A 19,648-nucleotide genomic window follows, 5' to 3' on the forward strand; every position below is an offset into this window, starting at 1 on the left:
CGGGCGCCGCCACCCGGCACGCGGCGGCGCAGGCTTGTCCTGCGCCGCCGTTTTTTCAATGACCACACGAGGCCCGCGCAGCGCTGCCCAGACGGCGCGCGCGTATTCCGCATGAGCGATCAAACGCAAGCCGCTTCCAGGCGGCGTGACGAACGGCGCGCGCACGCGTCGCAGTTCGACCTGCTGCGCGAGCGCCGTTTCGCGCCGTTCTTCACGACGCAGTTCCTTGGCGCGCTGAACGACAACGTCTTCAAGATCGGCTTCACGTCGCTCGTCACCTATCACACCGCGCGGTTCTCCGGCGTCGATGCGAAGACGGCGGCCTTCCTGATTTCCGCGATCTTCATCCTGCCGTTCGTGCTGTTCTCGGCAACGTCCGGCCAGATCGCTGACAAGTACGACAAGGCGACCCTCACGCGTTTCGTGAAGACCTTCGAGATCGTGCTGATGCTGGTCGGCGCGGCCGGCTTCGTCACGCACAGCGCGCCGCTGCTGTATCTGTGCACGTTCATGATGGGGATGCACTCGACGCTGTTCGGGCCCGTCAAGTATTCGTACCTGCCGCAGCATCTCGGCGAGCACGAGCTGGTCGGCGGCAACGGTCTCGTCGAGATGGGCACGTTCATCGCGATCCTGATCGGCACGATCATCGGCGGCGCGGCCGCGGGCATCGAGGGCAGCGGCGAGCGCGTGCTCGCGGTGAGCGTCGTCGTCATCGCGCTTGCGGGGCGGTTCGTCGCGCAGCGCGTGCCGTCCACGCCGGCGCCGCAGCCCGATCTCGTGATCAACTGGAATCCGGTCAGCGAGACCTGGCGCAACCTCGGGCTCGCCCGGCAGAACCGCACCGTGTTCCTGAGCCTGCTCGGCATCTCGTGGCTGTGGTTCGTCGGCGCGACGTTCCTCACTTCGTTTTTCAATTTCGCGAAGGACGTGCTGTCCGCAAGCCCCGATGTCGTCACGATCCTGCTCGCGACGTTCTCGGTCGGCATCGGCCTCGGCTCGCTGTTGTGCGAACGGCTGTCGCAGCGGCGCGTCGAGATCGGCCTCGTGCCGCTTGGCTCGATCGGCATCAGCGTATTTGCGATCGAGCTGTATTTTGCGAGTCATGCACTGCCTTCGCCCGGCCATCTGCTGTCGGTCGGCGAGTTCCTGGCCGGTGCGCGCCACTGGCGCATCCTGGCGGACCTGTTCCTGCTCGCGATGTTCGGCGGCTTCTACAGCGTGCCGCTGTACGCACTGATCCAGAGCCGCAGCGCGCCGACGCACCGCGCGCGGATCATCGCCGCGAACAACATCCTGAACGCGCTGTTCATGATCCTGTCGGCGGTGATGGCGATGGGGCTGACCAAGGCCGGCGTCGACATCCCGGGGCTGTTCCTCGTCACCGCGCTGCTGAACGTGATCGTCGCCGCGTATATCTATCTGCTCGTGCCCGAGTTCCTGCTGCGCTTCGCCGCATGGGTGCTCGTGCACACGTTCTACCGGATTCGCCTCGTGCACGCGGAGCGGATTCCGGCGGAAGGGGCGGCCGTGCTCGTGTGCAACCACGTCAGCTACGTCGATGCGCTCGTGCTGGCCGCCGCGAGCCCGCGCCCGATCCGTTTCGTGATGGACCACCGGATCTTCAAGACGCGCTTCGCGAGCTGGGTGTTCCGGCATGCGAAGGCGATCCCGATCGCGCCGCGCCACGAGGATCCTGCGATGCTCGCGCGTGCATACGACGCATGCGAGGCCGCGCTGAAGGAAGGCGAGCTCGTGTGCATCTTCCCGGAAGGCAAGCTGACGAAGACGGGCGACATCAACACGTTCCACCACGGCATCACGGAGATCCTGGGGCGCACGCCGGCACCGGTGATCCCGATGGCGCTGCGCGGGCTGTGGGGCAGCTATTTTTCGCGGCATTCCGATGCGCGGATGCCGCGGCCCATCAAGCGCGGCGTGATGAGCCGCCTGACGCTGGCGGTCGGCGAGCCGATCCCGGCGTCGGTTGCGACGCCCGAGGCGCTGCAGGCCGCAGTGACCGAATTGCGCGGCGCGCGAAAGTAGGCGGGGCGGGCCCGGCGGCATCGCCCCGGGCCGCAATGACCGCCGTGAACCGGCCCCCGTTCGACCGGAACGGCGCGGGTCCGCAATCGTCGCCGCGAGCCGTTCCCGTGGCCGGCCGGTGTGGTCCGAACGGTTCACACGGCCCGCGTGTCCGGGACGGCTGGCATAATAGCGGCTTACCTCTTTTTCTCGACCGGCAAACGATCGGCCTGCCTGCGGCCTAGGCGGCGCATCGGTTTGTCCATTTCTCTTTGGGCGGTTCCATCATGTCCGGCAATACCCTCGGCACGCTTTTCACTGTCACGACCTTCGGCGAATCGCACGGTCCCGCGATCGGCTGCGTGATCGACGGCTGCCCGCCGGGAATGGGGCTGACCGAAGCCGACATCCAGGTCGAGCTCGATCGCCGCAAGCCCGGCACGTCGCGTCACGTGACGCAACGTCAGGAGGCCGACGAGGTCGAGATCCTGTCGGGCGTGTTCGAAGGCGTGACGACCGGTACGCCGATCGCGCTGCTGATCCGCAACACCGACCAGCGCAGCAAGGACTACGGCAACATCGTCGAAACCTTCCGTCCCGGCCACGCCGACTACACCTACTGGCAGAAATACGGCATCCGCGACTACCGTGGCGGCGGCCGCTCGTCCGCACGCCTGACCGCGCCGATCGTCGGCGCGGGTGCGGTCGCGAAGAAGTGGCTACGCGAGCGCTTCGGCGTCGAGGTGCGCGGCTACATGAGCGGCCTCGGCGAGATCGACGTGCCGTTCGTCGACTGGTCGCACGTGCACGAGAATCCGTTCTTCTCGCCGAATGCGGCGGTCGTGCCGGAGCTCGAGGCGTACATGGATGCGCTGCGCAAGGATGGCGATTCGATCGGCGCGCGCATCGACGTCGTCGCGTCGGGCGTGCCGGTCGGCTGGGGCGAGCCGGTGTTCGACCGTCTCGATGCGGACATCGCCAAGGCGATGATGAGCATCAACGCGGTGAAGGGCGTCGAGATTGGCGCGGGCTTCGACAGCGTCGCGCAGCGCGGCTCGGTGCACGGCGATGAGCTGACGCCGGCCGGCTTCGTCGGCAACCATGCGGGCGGCGTGCTCGGCGGGATTTCGACGGGGCAGGACATCACCGTGTCGATCGCGATCAAGCCGACGTCGAGCATCCGCACGCCGCGCCGCTCGATCACGAAGGCCGGCGAGGAAGCGACGGTGGAAACGTTCGGCCGCCACGATCCGTGCGTCGGCATTCGCGCGACGCCGATTGCCGAGTCGATGCTCGCGCTGGTGCTGATCGATCATGCGCTGCGCCATCGCGCACAGTGCGGGGACGTCGAGACGTCGACGCCGAAGATCGCGGGCAGCGCGACCTGACGCAAGCGGGCGGGGCGCTGCGCGTCTCGTCCGGCTGTTGCGCGGAGCATGCAAAACGGGGCGCTGCTTCAAGCAGCGCCCCGTTTCGTTTGCGGCAGCCGAAACACGCGCCGCTCGTGGCGGCGCGCTCCGGCCATTACATGTTCGGGTAGTTCGGCCCGCCGCCGCCTTCCGGCGTGACCCACACGATGTTCTGCGTCGGGTCCTTGATGTCGCAGGTCTTGCAGTGCACGCAGTTCTGCGCGTTGATCACCAGGCGGTCGCTGCCGTCGTCGTTCTTCACGAATTCATACACCGCCGCCGGGCAGAAGCGCCCCTCCGGCCCCGCGTACGTGCGCAGGTTCACGTTCACCGGCACGCTCGCGTCCTTCAGCGTCAGGTGCGCCGGCTGGTTCTCCTCGTGGTTCGTGTTCGAGATGAACACCGACGACAGACGGTCGAACGTCAGCTTGCCGTCCGGCTTCGGATACTCGATCGGCTGGCATTGCGACGCCGGCTTCAGCATCTCGTGGTCCGCATGCTTGTGGTGCAGCGTCCACGGCACGTTGCCGCCCATCACCTTCTGCTCGAGCCCGACCATCAGCGTGCCGAGATACAGGCCCTTGGCCATCCACTGCTTGAAGTTGCGCGCGCGGTACAGCTCCGTGTACAGCCACGACTGCTTGAAGGCATCCGGGTACGCGTTGAGCTCGTCCGACTGGCGGCCGGCCTGCACCGCGTCGAATGCGGCGTCGGCCGCCAGCATGCCGGTCTTGATCGCCGCGTGGCTGCCCTTGATCCGCGATGCGTTCAGGAAGCCCGCGTCATCGCCGATCAGCGCGCCGCCCGGGAACACCGTCTTCGGCAGCGACAGCAGCCCGCCGGCCGTGATCGCGCGCGCGCCGTACGACACGCGCTTGCCACCTTCGAGGAATGCGCGGATCGACGGATGCGTCTTGTAGCGCTGGAATTCCTCGAACGGCGACAGGTACGGGTTCGTGTAGCCGAGGCCCACCACGAAGCCGACCACGACCTGGTTGTTGTCCATGTGATACAGGAACGAGCCGCCGTACGTATCCGACTTCAGCGGCCAGCCGGCCGTGTGGATCACGAGGCCCGGCTTGTGCTTGGCCGGATCGATCTCCCACAGCTCCTTGATGCCGATCCCGTACGCCTGCGGATCGGCGTTCGCGTCGAGCTTGAACTTCGAGATCAGCTGGCGGCCGAGGTGGCCGCGGCAGCCTTCGGCGAACAGCGTGTACTTCGCGTGCAGCTCCATGCCGAGCTGGAAGTTCTCGGTCGGCTCGCCGTCCTTGCCCACGCCCATGTTGCCGGTCGCGACACCCTTCACCGAGCCGTCGTCGTTATAGAGAATCTCGGCAGCCGGGAATCCGGGGAAGATCTCGACGCCCAATGCCTCGGCCTGCTGTCCAAGCCAGCGCGTGACGTTGCCCAGCGAAATGACGTAGTTGCCGTGGTTCTGGAAGTTGGCGGGCAGCGCCCAGTTGGGCGTGGTGACCGCGCTCTTTTCCGACAGGAACAGGAAGCGGTCTTCCGTCACCTCGACGTCGAGCGGCGCGCCGCGTTCCTTCCAGTCGGGGAACAGTTCGTTGATCGCGCGCGGGTCCATCACCGCGCCCGACAGGATGTGCGCGCCGATCTCGGAACCCTTCTCGAGCACGCACACGCCGATCTCGGTGCCTTTTTCGGCGGCCAGCTGCTTGAGCCGGATCGCCGCCGACAGCCCGGCGGGGCCGCCGCCGACGATCACGACGTCGTATTCCATCGATTCGCGCGGGCCGTATTGCTCGATGAGGCTTGCGGGGGTCATTGGCGTTCCTCTAACCGTTAGAATGCTTTTATTCGGGAGCGTATTGTCTGCGAAACGAAACGCTTGCCGCAACAGCATGCGGCTAGATTAGCACGATCGTTCTATTTTCGTGCTAGGGTAATGCCGCTCGGGCCGTGCTGCCCGTGGCGGCGAAACGACATCGAAAGGGGAAGTGCAAATGGGTCGGTCGATCAATCTGGAAGGCAAGGTTGCGCTGGTCACGGGCGCGTCGAGCGGCCTCGGGCAGCGCTTTGCGCAGGTGCTGTCGCAGGCCGGTGCGAAGGTCGTGCTCGCGAGCCGTCGCGTCGAGCGCCTGAAGGAGCTGCGTGCCGAGATCGAGGCGGCGGGCGGCGCCGCGCACGTCGTGTCGCTCGACGTCACCGACGTCCAGAGCATCAAGGCGGCGGTCGCGCACGCGGAGACGGAAGCCGGCACGATCGATATCCTCGTGAACAATTCGGGCGTGTCGACGATGCAGAAGCTCGTCGACGTGACGCCGGCGGATTTCGAGTTCGTATTCGACACCAATACGCGCGGCGCATTTTTCGTCGCGCAGGAAGTCGCGAAGCGGATGATCATGCGCGCGAACGGAAGCGGCAACGGCAAGCCGCCGTGCCGGATCATCAACATTGCGTCGGTGGCCGGCCTGCGCGTGTTTCCGCAGATCGGGCTGTACGCGATGAGCAAGGCCGCGGTCGTGCAGATGACGCGCGCGATGGCGCTCGAATGGGGGCGCCACGGGATCAACGTCAACGCGATCTGTCCGGGCTATATCGATACCGAAATCAATCATTACCTGTGGGAAACCGAGCAGGGCCAGAAGCTGCAGTCGATGCTGCCGCGCCGGCGCGTCGGCAAGCCGCAGGATCTCGACGGGCTGTTGTTGCTGCTCGCGGCCGACGAGTCGCAGTTCATCAATGGCTCGATTATCTCCGCCGACGACGGCTTTGGCCTCGCCTGAGCGGATGACATTCAGCAACAAAGAAGACTGCAATGAGCGATTATTCACCCGTTTTTGAGATGTCGATGCCGATCCGCTGGGGCGACATGGACGCGTTCGGCCATGTGAACAACACGGTCTATTTCCGCTACATGGAGCAGGCGCGGATCTCGTGGTTCGAGGAACTCGGCATCGCCGGCGGCAACGGCGAGGGGCAGGGGCCCGTCATCGTCACCGCGTCGATGGAGTTTCTCAAGCAGCTGCACTATCCGGGTGACGTGATCGCGAGGATGTCTGTTGCAAAACCTGGCCGCAGCAGCTTCGACACCGGTTTCGAGCTGACGCGCGCCGACGATCCGCAGCACCTCTATGCGCGCGGCAAAGCGCGCTGCGTGTGGGTCGACTACGCGCTCGGCAAGTCGGTGCCGCTGCCCCAGTTGCTGCGCGACACGATCGAGCGCGCGCTCGCGGCGAAGATCGGCTGAGCGCCGATACGGCGAGGCCGGCACCGGCTCGCCGGGGTACGCCATGCCCGTCGTTTCCCGAATCGGCCGCCGTCAGTCACTGCCCGAGCAGGCGCTGCAGCAGTTCCGGCGTATTGTTGGTCCCGTACTTGCGCATCAGCCGTGCGCGGTAGATGTCGACCGTGCGCGAGCTGATGTCGAGCACCCGCCCGATCTGCTTGCTGGTCTTGCCGGTCGCGAGCTGCGCGGCGATCTCGCGCTCGCGTGGGGTCAGTTCCACGGCGACCCGGCGCGTCGCACTCAAATCCTCGAAGGTCCACACGCCCGCCGCCAGCGGCGCGGTGCGGTCGAGTGCGCGGCCGGTGACGTGGCACCAGAACAGCTCGCCGTCCGCCCGCTTCATGATTCTGTCATCCGAGTAGATGCCGTTCGCAGCCATCACGCGCGCGATCCGTTCGCCGATGCGCTGGAATTCGTCCGTCGACGGGTACAGCACCTCGTACGATTTCCCGATCAGGTCGGCCCGCGCGCAGCGGAAGATCGACGCGAGCGCGTCGTTGCAGTCCTCGATCACGCGGTCGCGCGACAGGACGAGGCCGAGCGGCGCGAGGTGGAAGGCAGTCTGGTAATCGAGAGCGGGCATGGCGCGGGCAAGCGGAGGCAAACGCTTATGTATTTTTGCGTATTGTGCCGCATCCGCGCCGCATCGTACCCTTTCAGGCATCTCGTGGCGGTTGGCCGCGACATAAAAACAGCGCGCCTCGACGCAGGCATCGCCGTGCATGCATAGAATGATGCGGCGGGCTTGCGGGCCACGTGGGCGCGTGAAGGCAATGTCCCAGGCGTAGTTGAAGGTTGAAGGCGGCGGTTCGCCAGTGGAATCCGAGAGAATCGGGTTTCCAGGACCAACCTCCCGAACAGGGAACCAAGGAGAACCGCCACATGAAGCCTGGCAAGAAGAAGGCCCCGAAGGCCAGCGCGCCGTTGAACATCGTCGCCAAGCAGAACGAAGACCGGCTGCGGGCCTGTTTCGCCGAGAACAGTCAGCTCCTGCTGCCAATACTCGATCTGATCCAGAACACCCGCGCGAGCATTGACGAGCTGATGTACGACGCTGGCCGCGGCCTGGTCGAGCAGTTGCTGGTGATCTCGGCGACGGAAGTCGCCGGCGAGAAGCACCCTGGCCGCAAAGGCGGCGAAGTCCGTTGGCACGGCTCGCAACGCGGCCAGATCGTGATGGACGAGCGCAAATTGAACGTCGAGCGGCCACGCCTGCGGCGGCGAGGCGGCGGCGAAGTGCCGATCCCCGCCTACGAGCAGTTGAACCAGAATCCGCGGCTCGCCGAGCGCGTGCACGACATCATGGTCACGGGCGTGTCCACGCGCAAATATGCCAAGGTGCTGCCCGAGATGGCCGGCACGGTGGGCATCTCCAAGAGCAGCGTCTCGCGCGAGTTCATCCAGGCCAGCCAGAGGGCGCTCACCGAGCTGATGGGCCGGCGCTTCGACGATCACGACTTCCTGGCGATCTACCTGGACGGCATCATCGTCGGCACGCGGCACGTTATCGCGGCCATCGGCGTGGACAGCGCCGGCAAGAAACATCTGATGGGGCTCGTGAGCGGTTCGAGCGAGAACGCCCAGGTCGTCAGGATCTGTTGCGCGGGTTGATCGATCGCGGCTTGTCCACGGAGCTGGAATATCTGTTCGTGATCGACGGTTCCAAGGCGCTGCGTTCGGCGATCGACGAACTCTTCGGCGAGCGTGCCCACGTGCAGCGCTGTCGAACGCACAAGCTGCGCAATGTCCTCGATCGCCTGCCCAAAGAATGCATCTCGCAAACCGCAGCGATCATGAAAGCGGCCTACAAGCTGCCGGCCAAGGACGGCATGGCCAAGCTCGAGACGCACGCAGCGTGGCTCAAGGCCGAGCACCCGGATGCCTCGGCGGCGCTGCTCGAAGGGCTGGAGGAAACGTTCACGGTCAACGAGCTGGGCCTGACGCCGGCGCTCATGCGCGGGCTGTCGACGACCAACCTCATCGAGAACCCCAACGGCGCGGTACGTCGCGTCGCGGGGCGTGTGAAGCGCTATCGCGATGCCGACATGGCGGTGCGCTGGGCAGCAGCGGGGTTCCTGGAAGCCGAGAAGCACTTCCGGAAAATCCTCGGCGTGAGCGAGCTCTGGGTGCTCGCCGCCGCCCTGAAGCGTTCGCCCTCGAAATCCAACATTGACCATGATCGCAAGGTCGCATAATCTATGCCGCACCCGCCGTCCCAACCTTCAACTGTCTGTGGGACATTGCCCGCGTGAACCGGTTTCGCTGGTTTCCATAGAGGAAGGGACAACTGATGAACAAAGTCTATCCAAGCGCGGCTGCCGCGCTGGAAGGGATCGTCCGCGACGGACAGACCTTCGCGGTGGGCGGCTTCGGCCTGTGCGGGATTCCGGAGGCACTGATCGCGGCGTTGCGCGATTCGGCCGTCAAGGGCATCACCTGCATCAGCAACAACGCGGGCGTCGACGGTTTCGGCCTCGGCCTGCTGCTGGAAACGCGCCAGATCAAGAAGATGATCTCGTCGTACGTCGGCGAGAACAAGGAGTTCGAGCGCCAGTACCTGGCCGGCGAACTCGAGCTCGAATTCACGCCGCAGGGCACGCTCGCCGAAAAGCTACGTGCGGGCGGCGCGGGCATCCCGGCGTTCTTCACGAATACCGGCTATGGCACCGTGATCGCGGAAGGCAAGGAAACGCGCCAGTTCGGCGATCGCCACTACGTGCTCGAGCCGTCGCTGACGGCCGACGTCGCGCTCGTGAAGGCCTGGAAGGCCGACAAGTCCGGCAACCTGGTCTTTCGCCGCACCGCGCGCAACTTCAACCCGATGTGCGCGATGGCCGGCAAGATCACCGTCGCCGAAGTCGAGGAGATCGTCGAGAACGGCGAACTCGATCCGGACCACATCCACACGCCGGGGATTTTCGTGCAGCGCATCGTGCTGAACGCGACGCCCGAAAAACGCATCGAACAACGCGTCGTACGCGCGAAAGGAGACTGACATGGCCTGGAATCGTGACCAGATGGCCGCGCGCGCGGCGAAGGAACTGCAGGACGGCTTCTACGTGAACCTCGGCATCGGCCTGCCGACGCTCGTAGCGAACCACGTGCCGGAAGGCGTCGAGGTGTGGCTGCAGTCGGAGAACGGCCTGCTCGGCATCGGCCCGTCGCCGACCGAAGACGAAGTCGACGCCGATCTCATCAACGCCGGCAAGCAGACCGTCACGACGCTGCCGGGCTCGTCGATCTTCTCGTCGGCCGATTCGTTCGCGATGATCCGCGGCGGCCACATCAACCTCGCGATCCTCGGCGCGATGCAGGTCAGCAAGCAGGGCGACCTCGCGAACTGGATGATCCCCGGCAAGATGATCAAGGGGATGGGCGGCGCAATGGATCTCGTCGCCGGCGTGAAGCGCGTGGTCGTGTTGATGGAGCATGTCGCGAAGGGCGACCAGCACAAGATCCTCGAGGAGTGCAACCTGCCGTTGACGGGTGTCGGCGTGGTCGACCTGATCATCACCGATCTCGGCGTGATCGAGGTGACGCCGAACGGCCTGAAGGTCCTCGAACTCGCCGATGGCGTGAGCGTCGACGAAATCAAGGCGAAGACGGGCGCACCGCTCGACGTGAGCGCGGTGGGCTGAGTCTTTCGGCTCGAAGCGATTCGCCCCGCATGCCGGCAGGCATGCGGGGCGTTTTCGTTTCCGGGCTGCAGCAGCAGTTCTCCGGAGGTTGCGGCGGACGCGTCAGACGGTAGCCTGCAACGACGCGACGCTGCGCCCGGTTGCCGGCGTGTCGTCATCAGCGTCGGGCGAATCGAGTTGCAACGCATGAAACAGGAAGCGTTGCAGCGTTGCGGCCGCGGACGTGCGGTCGCCGGCATCCGCATGGCTGAACAGGCCGAAGTCCGCGGCAGGCGGCGTGGGTAGCCCGGCGGCCTGAGGGTCGAGCACACGCATCGTGTCGCCGCGCACGTTCCGGTCGAGCAGCACCGCGACGCCGAGGCCGGCTTCGACCGCCGACTGGATGGCCGACAGGCTCGTGCTCGTGCAGACGACGCGCCACGCGAGCCCGGCTTCACGCAGCGCCGTGAACAGCTTCTCCTGCCACGGGCACGCGCCGCCGAATGCGACGATCGGCAACGGTTCGTCGCGCGGCAGTGCGTCCTGAGCACGCGCGGCGGCCCAGCGAAGTGGATGCCGCCAGGTGGCGAGCGGTTCGGCCCGGATCAGTGCGGGGTCGCCGATGACGAAGTCGAGCGTGTGGGTTGCGAGCCGCTGCGACAGCGCGGGGCTCGTATCGACGACGATCTCGAGCGCGACGCGCGGAAACGAGGCTGCGAACTGCCGTAACGCATGCGGCAGATGGCCCACGGCGATGTCCTCGAGGATGCCGAGCCGGACGGTGCCCGAGATGTCGCCGGCGTTGAGCGCGGCACGCGCGGCGAGCCCGACGTCGAGCAACCGGTGCGCATAGGGCAGCAGTACGCTGCCGGCAGCCGTCGGCTTTACGCCGCGCGGCGAGCGTTCGAGCAGGCGCTGTCCGACTTCGTCCTCGAGTCGGCGCAGCGCCATGCTGACGGCCGCCTGCGTGCGATGGAGTGCTGTTGCCGCATCGCTGACGCTGCCTGTTTCGACCACTGTCACGAACGTGCGCAGCAGCGTGGTGTCGAGATCGCGAGTCATCAATTTTCCTGATGCGGGCATAAAAATTAGCAGCTTATATCAAGCGCGCGAGCGCGGTTAGCATCGTCGTGTCATCGATCTGGAGCCCTCGAATGAGCGACGAAATGAGTACTGCACGACCGAAAGGCGCCGAGCGCGCGGCCCCGTCGTTTGCGCATGCGCTCGCGCCGTTGCTTGCCGTTGCGTCGATGTGCAGCGTGCAACTCGGCGCCGCGCTGTCGCGCCCGGCGACGATCGAGTACGGCACGCTCAGCACGACCTGGTTGCGGCTTTGCTTCGCCGCACTCGTGCTGGCGATCGTCGTGCGGCCGCCGCTCCATACGTATTCCCGGCAGCGCTGGATCGCGGCGATCGCGCTCGGCGGTGCGATGGCCGCGATGACGCTGTGCTTTTTCGCGGCGGTCAGGCGTGTGCCGCTCGGGCTGGCCGTTGCGATCAACTTCCTCGGGCCGCTGGCGGTCGCCACGTTCGGCGTGCGCAAGCCGGCGATGCTGGCATGGCCGGTGCTCGCGCTGACGGGCGTGCTGCTGTTGGCGCGCCAGGACGGCATGTGGGTGGCGACGCCGGCCGCGCTGATCTTTCCGGTCGGCTCAGCGCTCGGCTGGGCCGCGTACATCCTGTTGATGAAACGCGTCGGCACGCTGTTCGACGGGTTGCAGGGGCTCGCGACATCGCTGATCGTGGCCGCGCTCGTGACCACGCCGTTCGGGTTCGCGCAAAGCGGCGGCCATCTGCCGGCCCTGCAACTGATCGATGCCGCGTATCTGGCGGTGCTGGTCCCGCTGTTTCCCTACGTGCTCGAACTGATTGCGCTGCGGCGGATGAGCGCGTCGGCATTCGGTATCCTGATGAGCGCCGAGCCCGCGATCGCGGCGGCGATCGGCTTCGTCGTGCTGGCCCAGCCGATGGGGGCGCTGCAGATTGCCGGCACGCTGTGCGTGGTGGGCGCGAGCATCGGCGCGGTCGTGCAGAAGTGAAGATGAAGTCGCCAGGACGTTCTGGCCATGACAAACCAGCGCAAGGAAGTTGTGTTTGCGACGTCGTGCCGGCAGCCGCGCCATCTTTTTCCTGTCACTTGTTCGATCCGAACGACGAGGTGGCGCGCTTCAGCGCGTGAGAGCGTGTGCGTCGCGTCGGCATCGCCCCGGCGCGGTGGCGTCCTGGTGCTGCCCGAGCCGGCCGACAACCGGTTTGTCGGGGCCCGCGTCGTACGACACCGTCGTGCCGAAGCGCGATCGGATCTTCGACGCGGCTCTCGCAAGGTTCCGTTGTTGCGGGGCGTCGGGGAACGAGATCGCGCGGGCGATCGCTGCGACGCTGCGCGGCTGCCGTTACACGCTGGCCGACGCTGCGGTGCCGAGTCGTCGGGGTCGGACGCGCGGCCTTTGGGCGGCAGCGCCGCTCGCGACGGCGTGGGCGAGGCAGGCGAGCGGTGAGAGGCGCAGTCTGTTGCCGTCCGCCGGTTTCTGTCTCCCCGGTCGCGCCCGCGGGCTCCCGACTCACCGGTGCCGCGCGCGAATCGGGCGCCTGCGGGCGCGACGAACCGACTCGTGATCCGGAACGGGTTTACAATCGATTGCGTCCCCGCCCACCGTTCGGGCCGGGCCGGCGCACGTCATCGCGTCGCACCGCACCGTTCGACAGGATGCCTCCGATGCCCACTTCTTCCGTGAATTCCCCGATTCCCCGCGCGCGGCGCGTGCAGTGCGCCAGCGCGGCCGGCCTTCACCACGTCGCCTATACCGAATGGGGGAATCCCGCGAATTCGCGCGTGCTGGTCTGCGTGCACGGGCTGACCCGCTCAGGGCGCGATTTCGACCGGCTTGCCGCCGCGCTGTCCGACACGTATCGCGTGGTCTGTCCCGATGTCGCCGGGCGTGGCCGGTCCGACCGGCTGGCCGATCCGCGGCTCTATGCGATTCCGCAGTACGTGGCCGACATGGTGACGCTGATTGCACGGCTCGACGTCGAATCGGTCGACTGGTTCGGCACGTCGATGGGCGGCCTGATCGGCATGGCGCTTGCCGGGCTGCCCGGTTCGCCGCTGCGCCGGATGATCGTCAACGACGTCGGCCCGCGCATCGAGCCCGATTCGCTGACGCGCATCGGCGAATACCTCGGCGTGCAGCCGCGCTTTGCGACCGAACAGGAGGGGATCGACTATCTGACGTCGCTGTCGCTGCCGTTCGGTGCACTGAGCGCCGACGAGTGGCGCGAGATCAACGGGCCGTTGCTGCACGAACTGCCCGAAGGTGGCTGGACGATGCGCTACGACCCGCGTATCGCCGAGCCGTTCAAGGCGACGACGCCCGAACTGGCCGCGCTCGGCGAGGCCGCGCTGTGGCGAGCGATCGAGACGACGGACGCATCGGTGCTCGTCGTACGCGGCGAGACATCCGACTTGCTGTCGCGCGAGACGGCGGCCGAAATGGTCCGCCGCGGCCGGCATGTGACGCAGGTCGAGATTCCGGGCGCGGGCCACGCGCCGGCGTTCGTCAGCGCCGACCAGATCGCGCTCGCGCGGCGGTTTTTCGTCGAAGGCGACGCATAAACGCGTCATAATATGTGGTTCGGCGGCACGCGGGCCGTGCCGCCGCCCGAATCTCCCTCTACTCACGACCGGAACATTCCATGGCAGTCATTCGTCATCACGTCGGGGCCCGTCTCTCCGAAACCGCGATCCATAACGGTACCGTGTATCTGGCCGGCCAGATCGCCGAAGACACCACGCAGGACATCCGCGGCCAGACGCGCGAAGTGCTCGGCCACATCGATCGCCTGCTGGCCGAAGCGAACAGCGACAAGGCGCATCTGCTGTCGGTGCAGATCTACATCTCGGATCTCGCGAACTTCGAAGGCATGAATGCGGAGTGGGACGCATGGGTCGCGCAGGGCAACACGCCGCCGCGTGCCACCGTCGAGGCGAAGCTCGCGGATCCGGCGCTGCTCGTCGAGATCGTGGTCGTCGCTGCGCAGCGGAGCTGAACGTAACCCGACGATGATCGCATTCCGGCAGGCCGTGCAATGACCGAACCCGTTTCCGCTTCTCCCGTCGCGGGGCCGTCGTTCGACGACGTGCTCGCGTTCGTGCGCGAGCGGGCTGGCGACGTGCGCCTGTCGTCGGGCGAACTGCTCGCCGATCACTCGGCGGGCACGGCGTCGATCATGCGCACGCTGAACGTCGATCCGTCCGCGATGCAGGCGGCCGCGCTGTTCGTGCTGACGCCGCACCTGAGCGACCCCGAGCGCGAGCTCACCGAGCGTTTCGGCGACGAAGTGGCGCGGCTCGTGTCCGACGTGCGCAAGCTGTTGCGGCTCGGCACCGTCAGCCTGCGTGCCGCGCAGAACGCGGGGGCCGATGCCGGGCGCGATGCGGCCGAAGAGCGGCGCACGCAGATCGAGGCGCTGCGCAAGATGCTGCTTGCGTTCGCGCAAGACATCCGCGTGGTGCTGATCCGGCTCGCGTCGCGCTTGCAGTCGCTGCGCTACTACGCGGCCGCGAAGATCGACCCGCCGCCCGACGTCGCGCGCGAGACGCTCGAGATCTATGCGCCGCTCGCGAACCGGTTGGGTATTTGGCAACTGAAGTGGGAACTCGAGGATCTCGCGTTCCGCTTCGAAGACCCCGTCACCTACAAGCGGATCGCGAAGCTGCTCGACGAGAAACGCATCGAGCGCGAAGCGTACGTCACGCAGGCGATCGACCGGTTGCAGCAGGAGCTGGCGGACGCGCACATCCAGGCCGACGTGAGCGGCCGGCCGAAGCATATCTACAGCATCTGGCGCAAGATGCGCGGCAAGGAACTCGACTTCTCCGAGCTGTACGACGTGCGCGCGTTTCGCGTGATCGTGCCGGACATCAAGGATTGCTACGCGGTGCTCGGCATCGTGCATCACCTGTGGCAGCCGGTGCCGAAGGAATTCGACGACTACATCTCGCGGCCGAAGCCGAACGGCTACAAGTCGCTGCACACGGTCGTGATCGGCGACGACGGCCGCGCGTTCGAAGTGCAGATCCGCACGCAGGAGATGCACCGTTTCGCCGAGTACGGCGTCGCCGCCCACTGGCGCTACAAGGAAGCCGGCGCGCGCGGCTACGGCGGCCAGTTCTCGGCAAGCGACAAGTACGACGAGAAGATTGCATGGCTGCGCCAGTTGCTCGCGTGGAAGGACGACGTCGAGGACGGCGCGGAAAAGTCGGGCGACAAGGCGTGGGCGCAATTGCGCGAGACGTCGCTCGACGACGATCACATCTACGTGCTGACGCCGCAGGCGCGCGTGATCGCGTTGCCGCAGGGCGCGACGCCGGTCGATTTCGCGTACCACCTGCACAGCGAGCTTGGGCATCGCTGCCGTGGCGCACGCGTCGACGGCGCGATGGTGCCGCTCAATACGCCGCTCGCAAACGGCCAGACGGTCGAGATCGTCGCGGTGAAGGAGGGCGGGCCGTCGCGCGACTGGTTGAACCTGCAGCTCGGCTATATGAAGAGCCCGCGCGCCCGTCAGAAGGTGCGGGCGTGGTTCAACTCGATCGAGCAGGAAGAAAACGTCGCGCATGGCCGCGCGCTCGTCGAAAAGACGCTGCAACGCGAAGGCAAGACGTCGGTCAGCCTGGACAATCTCGCTGCGAAGCTCGGCTTCAAGTCGCCGGAGGAGCTGTTCTCGGTCGTCGGCAAGGAAGAGTTCAGCCTGCGCAATGTCGAGCACGCGCTGTCCGATGCGCCGCCGCCCGAACCGGTGCCCGAGGCGCCTGCCGATTTCGAGAAGCGCAGCAGTGGCGCGAGCGTGGCGCATGGCGCGTCGACCGGTGTGCTGGTCGTGGGTGTCGACGCGCTGCTGACCCAGCTCGCACGCTGCTGCCGTCCGGCGCCGCCCGATCCGATCAGTGGATTCGTCACGCGCGGCAAGGGGATGTCGATCCACCGCACCGATTGCCCGACGTTCCGCCGGATGGTCGAGCGTGCGCCGGAGCGCGTGCTGCAGACGACCTGGTCGGCCGACGTGCTCGGTGGGCGCGGTGCGTCCGTCTATCCGGTCGACCTGATGATCGAAGCGAGCGACCGGCAAGGATTGCTGCGTGACATCTCCGAAGTGTTCGCGCGCGAGAAGATGAACGTGGTCGGCGTGAAGACGCAGAGCCGCCGCAATGCGGCATTCATGCAGTTCACGGTCGAGGTGTCGAACTCGGCGCAGGTGCAGCGCGCGTGCACGTTGCTTGGTGAGGTGCAGGGCGTCGTGCGGGCGGGGCGGAAGGCGTGATGTGGGGTTCGAACACCGTTATTTTGCTGCGACCGCATAAAAATCCTTGCCAAGCGGGTAACGTCTCCATATAATCTTAGCTTCACTAGGCTCGTAGCTCAGCTGGTTAGAGCACCACCTTGACATGGTGGGGGTCGTTGGTTCGAGTCCAATCGAGCCTACCAACGAATTGAGAATGCCCGGCCTCCGGGTGTTCGATGCAGCAAATAACTCAACGCGAACAAGGCGAATACGGTTATGACACCGCGAACGTTGACCGAAACTTTTTCGGAGCGACGCTAGTCGAGGAACCCTTTCGCCCTTTCAGTTTGAGTGAAGTATCGAATGCGGCCCCTCGAAAGCGGGGCCGCATTTTTTTTGTCGCGAAATTTTCCCGCGTGATTTTTACGTCGCGCACCTGGTCTGCCGCCCACTGTCGGCATCACGGAGATTGCTATGGTTTCGATACGCTTGCCTGACGGCTCAGTTCGACAATACGAGCATCCGGTGACAGTTGCCGAGGTTGCTGCCTCGATCGGTCCCGGCCTTGCGAAGGCTGCGCTTGGTGGCAAGCTCGATGGCGAGCTCGTCGATACGTCGACCGTGATCGACCGCGATGCGTCGCTCGCGATCGTGACCGACAAGGATGCCGATGGCCTCGACATCATCCGTCACTCGACGGCGCACTTGCTCGCGTACGCGGTGAAGGAACTGTACCCGGACGCGCAGGTGACGATCGGCCCGGTGATCGACAACGGTTTCTATTACGACTTCTCGTACAACCGGCCGTTTACGCCCGAAGATCTGGAGAAGATCGAAAAGCGCATGCAGGAGCTCGTGAAGAAGGATGAGCCCGTGACGCGCCGTGTCGTGTCGCGTGACGAAGCGGCGGGCTACTTCCGCAGCATCGGCGAGAAGTACAAGGCCGAGATCATCGAATCGATTCCGCAAAGCGACGAAATCAAGCTGTATTCGCACGGCGGCTTTACCGATCTGTGCCGCGGCCCGCACGTGCCGTCCACCGGCAAGCTGAAGGTTTTCAAGCTGATGAAGGTCGCGGGCGCATACTGGCGCGGCGATTCGAAGAACGAGCAGCTGCAGCGCATCTACGGCACGGCCTGGACGAAGAAGGAAGACCAGGACCAGTACCTGCACATGCTCGAGGAAGCGGAAAAGCGCGACCACCGCAAGCTCGGCAAGCAGCTCGACCTGTTCCACATGCAGGAAGAGTCGCCGGGCATGGTGTTCTGGCATCCGAAGGGCTGGGCGCTGTGGCAGCAGGTCGAGCAGTACATGCGCCGCCGCGTGAACGAAGCCGGCTACCTCGAGATCAAGACGCCGATGATCATGGACCGCTCGCTGTGGGAAGCGTCGGGTCACTGGCAGAACTACCGCGAGAACATGTTCACGACGGAGTCGGAGAAGCGCGACTACGCGATCAAGCCGATGAACTGCCCGGGCCACGTCCAGGTGTTCAAGCACGGCCTGCGCTCGTATCGCGACCTGCCGCTGCGTTACGCGGAATTCGGTTCGTGCCACCGCAACGAGGCGTCGGGCGCGCTGCACGGCCTGATGCGTGTGCGCGGCTTCGTGCAGGACGATGCGCACATCTTCTGTACGGAAGACCAGTTCATCTCGGAATCGATCGCGTTCAACACGCTGGCGATGAGCGTGTACAAGGACTTCGGTTTCGATCACATCGACATCAAGCTGTCGCTGCGCCCCGACCAGCGTGCGGGTACGGACGAGACGTGGGATCGCGCCGAGCAGGGCCTGCGCGACGCGCTGACGGCCTGCGGCCTCACGTGGGAAGAGCTGCCGGGTGAAGGTGCGTTCTACGGTCCGAAGATCGAGTACCACATCAAGGATGCGCTCGGCCGTTCGTGGCAGTGCGGCACGCTGCAGCTGGATATGGTCCTGCCGGAGCGCCTCGGCGCCGAGTACGTCGCGGATGACAGCAGCCGTCGCCGTCCGGTGATGCTGCACCGGGCGATCGTCGGTTCGATGGAGCGTTTCCTCGGCATTTTGATCGAGCACCATGCTGGTGCGATGCCGGCCTGGCTCGCGCCGTTCCAGGCAGTTGTGCTCAATATCGCCGAAAGTCAGGCCGAATATGCGCAATCGCTGGCCCAATCGTTGCAAAAACAAGGGGTTAGGGTGGTGGCAGATTTGCGCAATGAGAAGATTAGCTATAAAATACGCGAGCACACGCTGGAAAAGGTGCCTTATCTCCTCGTCGTGGGGGACAAGGAGCGTGATGCGCAAACGGTAGCCGTGCGTGCCCGTGGCGGCGTCGATCTTGGCGTGATGCCGGTCGAAGCCTTCGTTGAGCGTCTGCAGGAAGACCTGCGCTCGTTCAAGTAACCGCCCTGGCAGCGCGGCTCGTTTTTTTAATTTTTAGAGGAAACGTAACATCGCTACTGATAAGTCGTCGCACCGCATCAACGGTGAAATCACTGCGCCGGAAGTGCGTCTGGTCGGGATCGAGAACGAACCGCTCGGTATCGTAAAACTCGCTGATGCTTTCCGTAAATCGGAAGAACTGGATGTTGACCTGGTGGAAATCGCGCCGCAAGCGGTTCCCCCGGTTTGCCGTCTGATGGATTACGGCAAGTTCAAGTACCAGGAATCGAAGAAGCAGCACGAAGCGAAGCTGAAGCAGAAGGTCATCCAGGTCAAGGAAGTCAAGTTCCGGCCGGGTACCGATGACGGGGATTACAACGTCAAGCTCCGCAATCTCGTGCGCTTCCTCGAAGAAGGCGACAAGACGAAGATCACGTTGCGTTTCCGCGGCCGTGAAATGGCTCACCAGGAAATCGGTATGCGGATGCTTGAGCGTCTGCGCACGGATCTCGAGGAAGTCGGCCAGGTCGAGCAGATGCCGAAGATGGAAGGGCGCCAGATGATCATGGTGCTCTCGCCGAAGAAAAAGAAGTAACGAGCCCGCGCGCGTCGCGCGCAGGTTCGCAGTGGTTCGGCGCGTTGCCCGGTCAGGGCGGCGTGCCAACAATGACGGCGGCTGCGCAAGCGGTCCGCCGTACACA

Annotated in this window: 15 protein-coding genes, 1 tRNA gene and 1 pseudogene; 14 read left to right on the forward strand and 3 right to left on the reverse strand. The window is 65.4% G+C overall.

Translation table 11 applies throughout. The features are described from left to right. Window positions 1-111 precede the first annotated feature (111 nt). Both LXE91_RS12280 and aroC read left to right on the forward strand, forming a co-directional pair. Window positions 112-2,046, forward strand: coding sequence for an MFS transporter (locus LXE91_RS12280; protein WP_039347306.1), 1,935 nt, complete (start codon window positions 112-114; stop codon window positions 2,044-2,046). A 266-nt stretch (window positions 2,047-2,312) separates the two neighbouring features. Continuing rightward, window positions 2,313-3,413 carry a chorismate synthase gene (gene aroC, locus LXE91_RS12285; protein ID WP_039347836.1) on the forward strand — a complete coding sequence of 367 codons (1,101 nt, stop codon included), beginning with the start codon at window positions 2,313-2,315 and terminating at the stop codon, window positions 3,411-3,413. A 136-nt stretch (window positions 3,414-3,549) separates the two neighbouring features. Here the strand turns inward: aroC and LXE91_RS12290 are convergent, their stop codons facing one another. Beyond that, window positions 3,550-5,223, reverse strand: a complete 1,674-nt coding sequence (locus LXE91_RS12290) for an electron transfer flavoprotein-ubiquinone oxidoreductase (protein WP_046543660.1) — start codon at window positions 5,221-5,223, stop codon at window positions 3,550-3,552. Between the two features lie 178 nt (window positions 5,224-5,401). Between LXE91_RS12290 and LXE91_RS12295 the strand changes: the two genes are divergently transcribed. Further along, complete coding sequence (locus LXE91_RS12295; protein ID WP_011351770.1) at window positions 5,402-6,184, forward strand: SDR family oxidoreductase; 783 nt, start codon at window positions 5,402-5,404, stop codon at window positions 6,182-6,184. 32 nt (window positions 6,185-6,216) lie between these two features. Further along, entirely contained in the window at window positions 6,217-6,648 is a 432-nt protein-coding gene (locus LXE91_RS12300; RefSeq protein ID WP_039371398.1) for an acyl-CoA thioesterase, read from the forward strand. A 76-nt stretch (window positions 6,649-6,724) separates the two neighbouring features. Here the strand turns inward: LXE91_RS12300 and LXE91_RS12305 are convergent, their stop codons facing one another. Beyond that, entirely contained in the window at window positions 6,725-7,270 is a 546-nt protein-coding gene (locus tag LXE91_RS12305; RefSeq protein WP_039371401.1) for a LuxR C-terminal-related transcriptional regulator, read from the reverse strand. Between the two features lie 299 nt (window positions 7,271-7,569). On the opposite strand from LXE91_RS12305, the pseudogene LXE91_RS12310 reads away from it, so the two are divergent. From LXE91_RS12310 to LXE91_RS12320, 3 genes and pseudogenes are all read left to right on the forward strand, one after another. Continuing rightward, window positions 7,570-8,882 (forward strand): annotated as a pseudogene (locus LXE91_RS12310) (IS256-like element IS931 family transposase). Window positions 8,883-8,977: 95 nt separating this feature from the next. Beyond that, the gene (locus LXE91_RS12315) at window positions 8,978-9,682 is read left to right on the forward strand and encodes a CoA transferase subunit A (protein ID WP_039371404.1); all 705 of its coding nucleotides are present in this window, start codon (window positions 8,978-8,980) and stop codon (window positions 9,680-9,682) included. 1 nt (window position 9,683) lies between these two features. Beyond that, complete coding sequence (locus tag LXE91_RS12320; RefSeq protein WP_039371406.1) at window positions 9,684-10,325, forward strand: CoA transferase subunit B; 642 nt, start codon at window positions 9,684-9,686, stop codon at window positions 10,323-10,325. Between the two features lie 102 nt (window positions 10,326-10,427). On the opposite strand, the gene LXE91_RS12325 is transcribed toward LXE91_RS12320, so the two are convergent. After that, window positions 10,428-11,366 (reverse strand): LysR family transcriptional regulator, encoded by a 939-nt coding sequence (locus LXE91_RS12325; protein ID WP_039371410.1) that lies wholly within the window; start codon window positions 11,364-11,366, stop codon window positions 10,428-10,430. 92 nt (window positions 11,367-11,458) lie between these two features. On the opposite strand from LXE91_RS12325, the gene LXE91_RS12330 reads away from it, so the two are divergent. The 7 genes from LXE91_RS12330 (at window position 11,459) to infC (ending at window position 19,542) form a co-directional block, all read left to right on the forward strand. Then, window positions 11,459-12,343, forward strand: a complete 885-nt coding sequence (locus LXE91_RS12330; RefSeq protein ID WP_039371413.1) for an EamA family transporter — start codon at window positions 11,459-11,461, stop codon at window positions 12,341-12,343. A gap of 677 nt (window positions 12,344-13,020) precedes the next feature. Further along, window positions 13,021-13,917, forward strand: coding sequence for an alpha/beta fold hydrolase (locus tag LXE91_RS12335; RefSeq protein WP_039371417.1), 897 nt, complete (start codon window positions 13,021-13,023; stop codon window positions 13,915-13,917). Between the two features lie 80 nt (window positions 13,918-13,997). Further along, on the forward strand, window positions 13,998-14,351 hold the full coding sequence (locus LXE91_RS12340) for a RidA family protein (protein WP_027784253.1): 354 nt from the start codon (window positions 13,998-14,000) through the stop codon (window positions 14,349-14,351). A gap of 39 nt (window positions 14,352-14,390) precedes the next feature. Continuing rightward, on the forward strand, window positions 14,391-16,625 hold the full coding sequence (locus tag LXE91_RS12345) for a RelA/SpoT family protein (protein ID WP_039371422.1): 2,235 nt from the start codon (window positions 14,391-14,393) through the stop codon (window positions 16,623-16,625). 87 nt (window positions 16,626-16,712) lie between these two features. Continuing rightward, window positions 16,713-16,789, forward strand: a tRNA-Val gene (locus tag LXE91_RS12350). A 271-nt stretch (window positions 16,790-17,060) separates the two neighbouring features. Further along, window positions 17,061-18,968, forward strand: a complete 1,908-nt coding sequence (thrS, locus tag LXE91_RS12355) for a threonine--tRNA ligase (RefSeq protein ID WP_039371425.1) — start codon at window positions 17,061-17,063, stop codon at window positions 18,966-18,968. Between the two features lie 49 nt (window positions 18,969-19,017). Then, window positions 19,018-19,542 carry a translation initiation factor IF-3 gene (infC, locus tag LXE91_RS12360; protein WP_071734130.1) on the forward strand — a complete coding sequence of 175 codons (525 nt, stop codon included), beginning with the start codon at window positions 19,018-19,020 and terminating at the stop codon, window positions 19,540-19,542. Window positions 19,543-19,648: the final 106 nt, after the last annotated feature.

Origin of the sequence: Burkholderia contaminans, from assembly GCF_029633825.1 — a bacterium.
GTDB classification, from domain to species: Bacteria; Pseudomonadota; Gammaproteobacteria; order Burkholderiales; family Burkholderiaceae; genus Burkholderia; species Burkholderia contaminans.

Excerpts from the sequence above, each read along its gene's own strand:
- LXE91_RS12340 (WP_027784253.1), top strand. The coding sequence starts at position 13,998 with ATGGCAGTCATTCGTCATCACGTCGGGGCCCGTCTCTCCGAAACCGCG.
- LXE91_RS12330 (WP_039371413.1), top strand. The coding sequence starts at position 11,459 with ATGAGCGACGAAATGAGTACTGCACGACCGAAAGGCGCCGAGCGCGCG.
- LXE91_RS12300 (WP_039371398.1), top strand. The coding sequence starts at position 6,217 with ATGAGCGATTATTCACCCGTTTTTGAGATGTCGATGCCGATCCGCTGG.
- LXE91_RS12315 (WP_039371404.1), top strand. The coding sequence starts at position 8,978 with ATGAACAAAGTCTATCCAAGCGCGGCTGCCGCGCTGGAAGGGATCGTC.
- LXE91_RS12325 (WP_039371410.1), bottom strand. The coding sequence starts at position 11,366 with ATGACTCGCGATCTCGACACCACGCTGCTGCGCACGTTCGTGACAGTG.
- LXE91_RS12280 (WP_039347306.1), top strand. The coding sequence starts at position 112 with ATGAGCGATCAAACGCAAGCCGCTTCCAGGCGGCGTGACGAACGGCGC.
- aroC (WP_039347836.1), top strand. The coding sequence starts at position 2,313 with ATGTCCGGCAATACCCTCGGCACGCTTTTCACTGTCACGACCTTCGGC.
- LXE91_RS12335 (WP_039371417.1), top strand. The coding sequence starts at position 13,021 with ATGCCCACTTCTTCCGTGAATTCCCCGATTCCCCGCGCGCGGCGCGTG.
- LXE91_RS12295 (WP_011351770.1), top strand. The coding sequence starts at position 5,402 with ATGGGTCGGTCGATCAATCTGGAAGGCAAGGTTGCGCTGGTCACGGGC.
- LXE91_RS12345 (WP_039371422.1), top strand. The coding sequence starts at position 14,391 with ATGACCGAACCCGTTTCCGCTTCTCCCGTCGCGGGGCCGTCGTTCGAC.
- thrS (WP_039371425.1), top strand. The coding sequence starts at position 17,061 with ATGGTTTCGATACGCTTGCCTGACGGCTCAGTTCGACAATACGAGCAT.
- LXE91_RS12305 (WP_039371401.1), bottom strand. The coding sequence starts at position 7,270 with ATGCCCGCTCTCGATTACCAGACTGCCTTCCACCTCGCGCCGCTCGGC.
- LXE91_RS12290 (WP_046543660.1), bottom strand. The coding sequence starts at position 5,223 with ATGACCCCCGCAAGCCTCATCGAGCAATACGGCCCGCGCGAATCGATG.
- LXE91_RS12320 (WP_039371406.1), top strand. The coding sequence starts at position 9,684 with ATGGCCTGGAATCGTGACCAGATGGCCGCGCGCGCGGCGAAGGAACTG.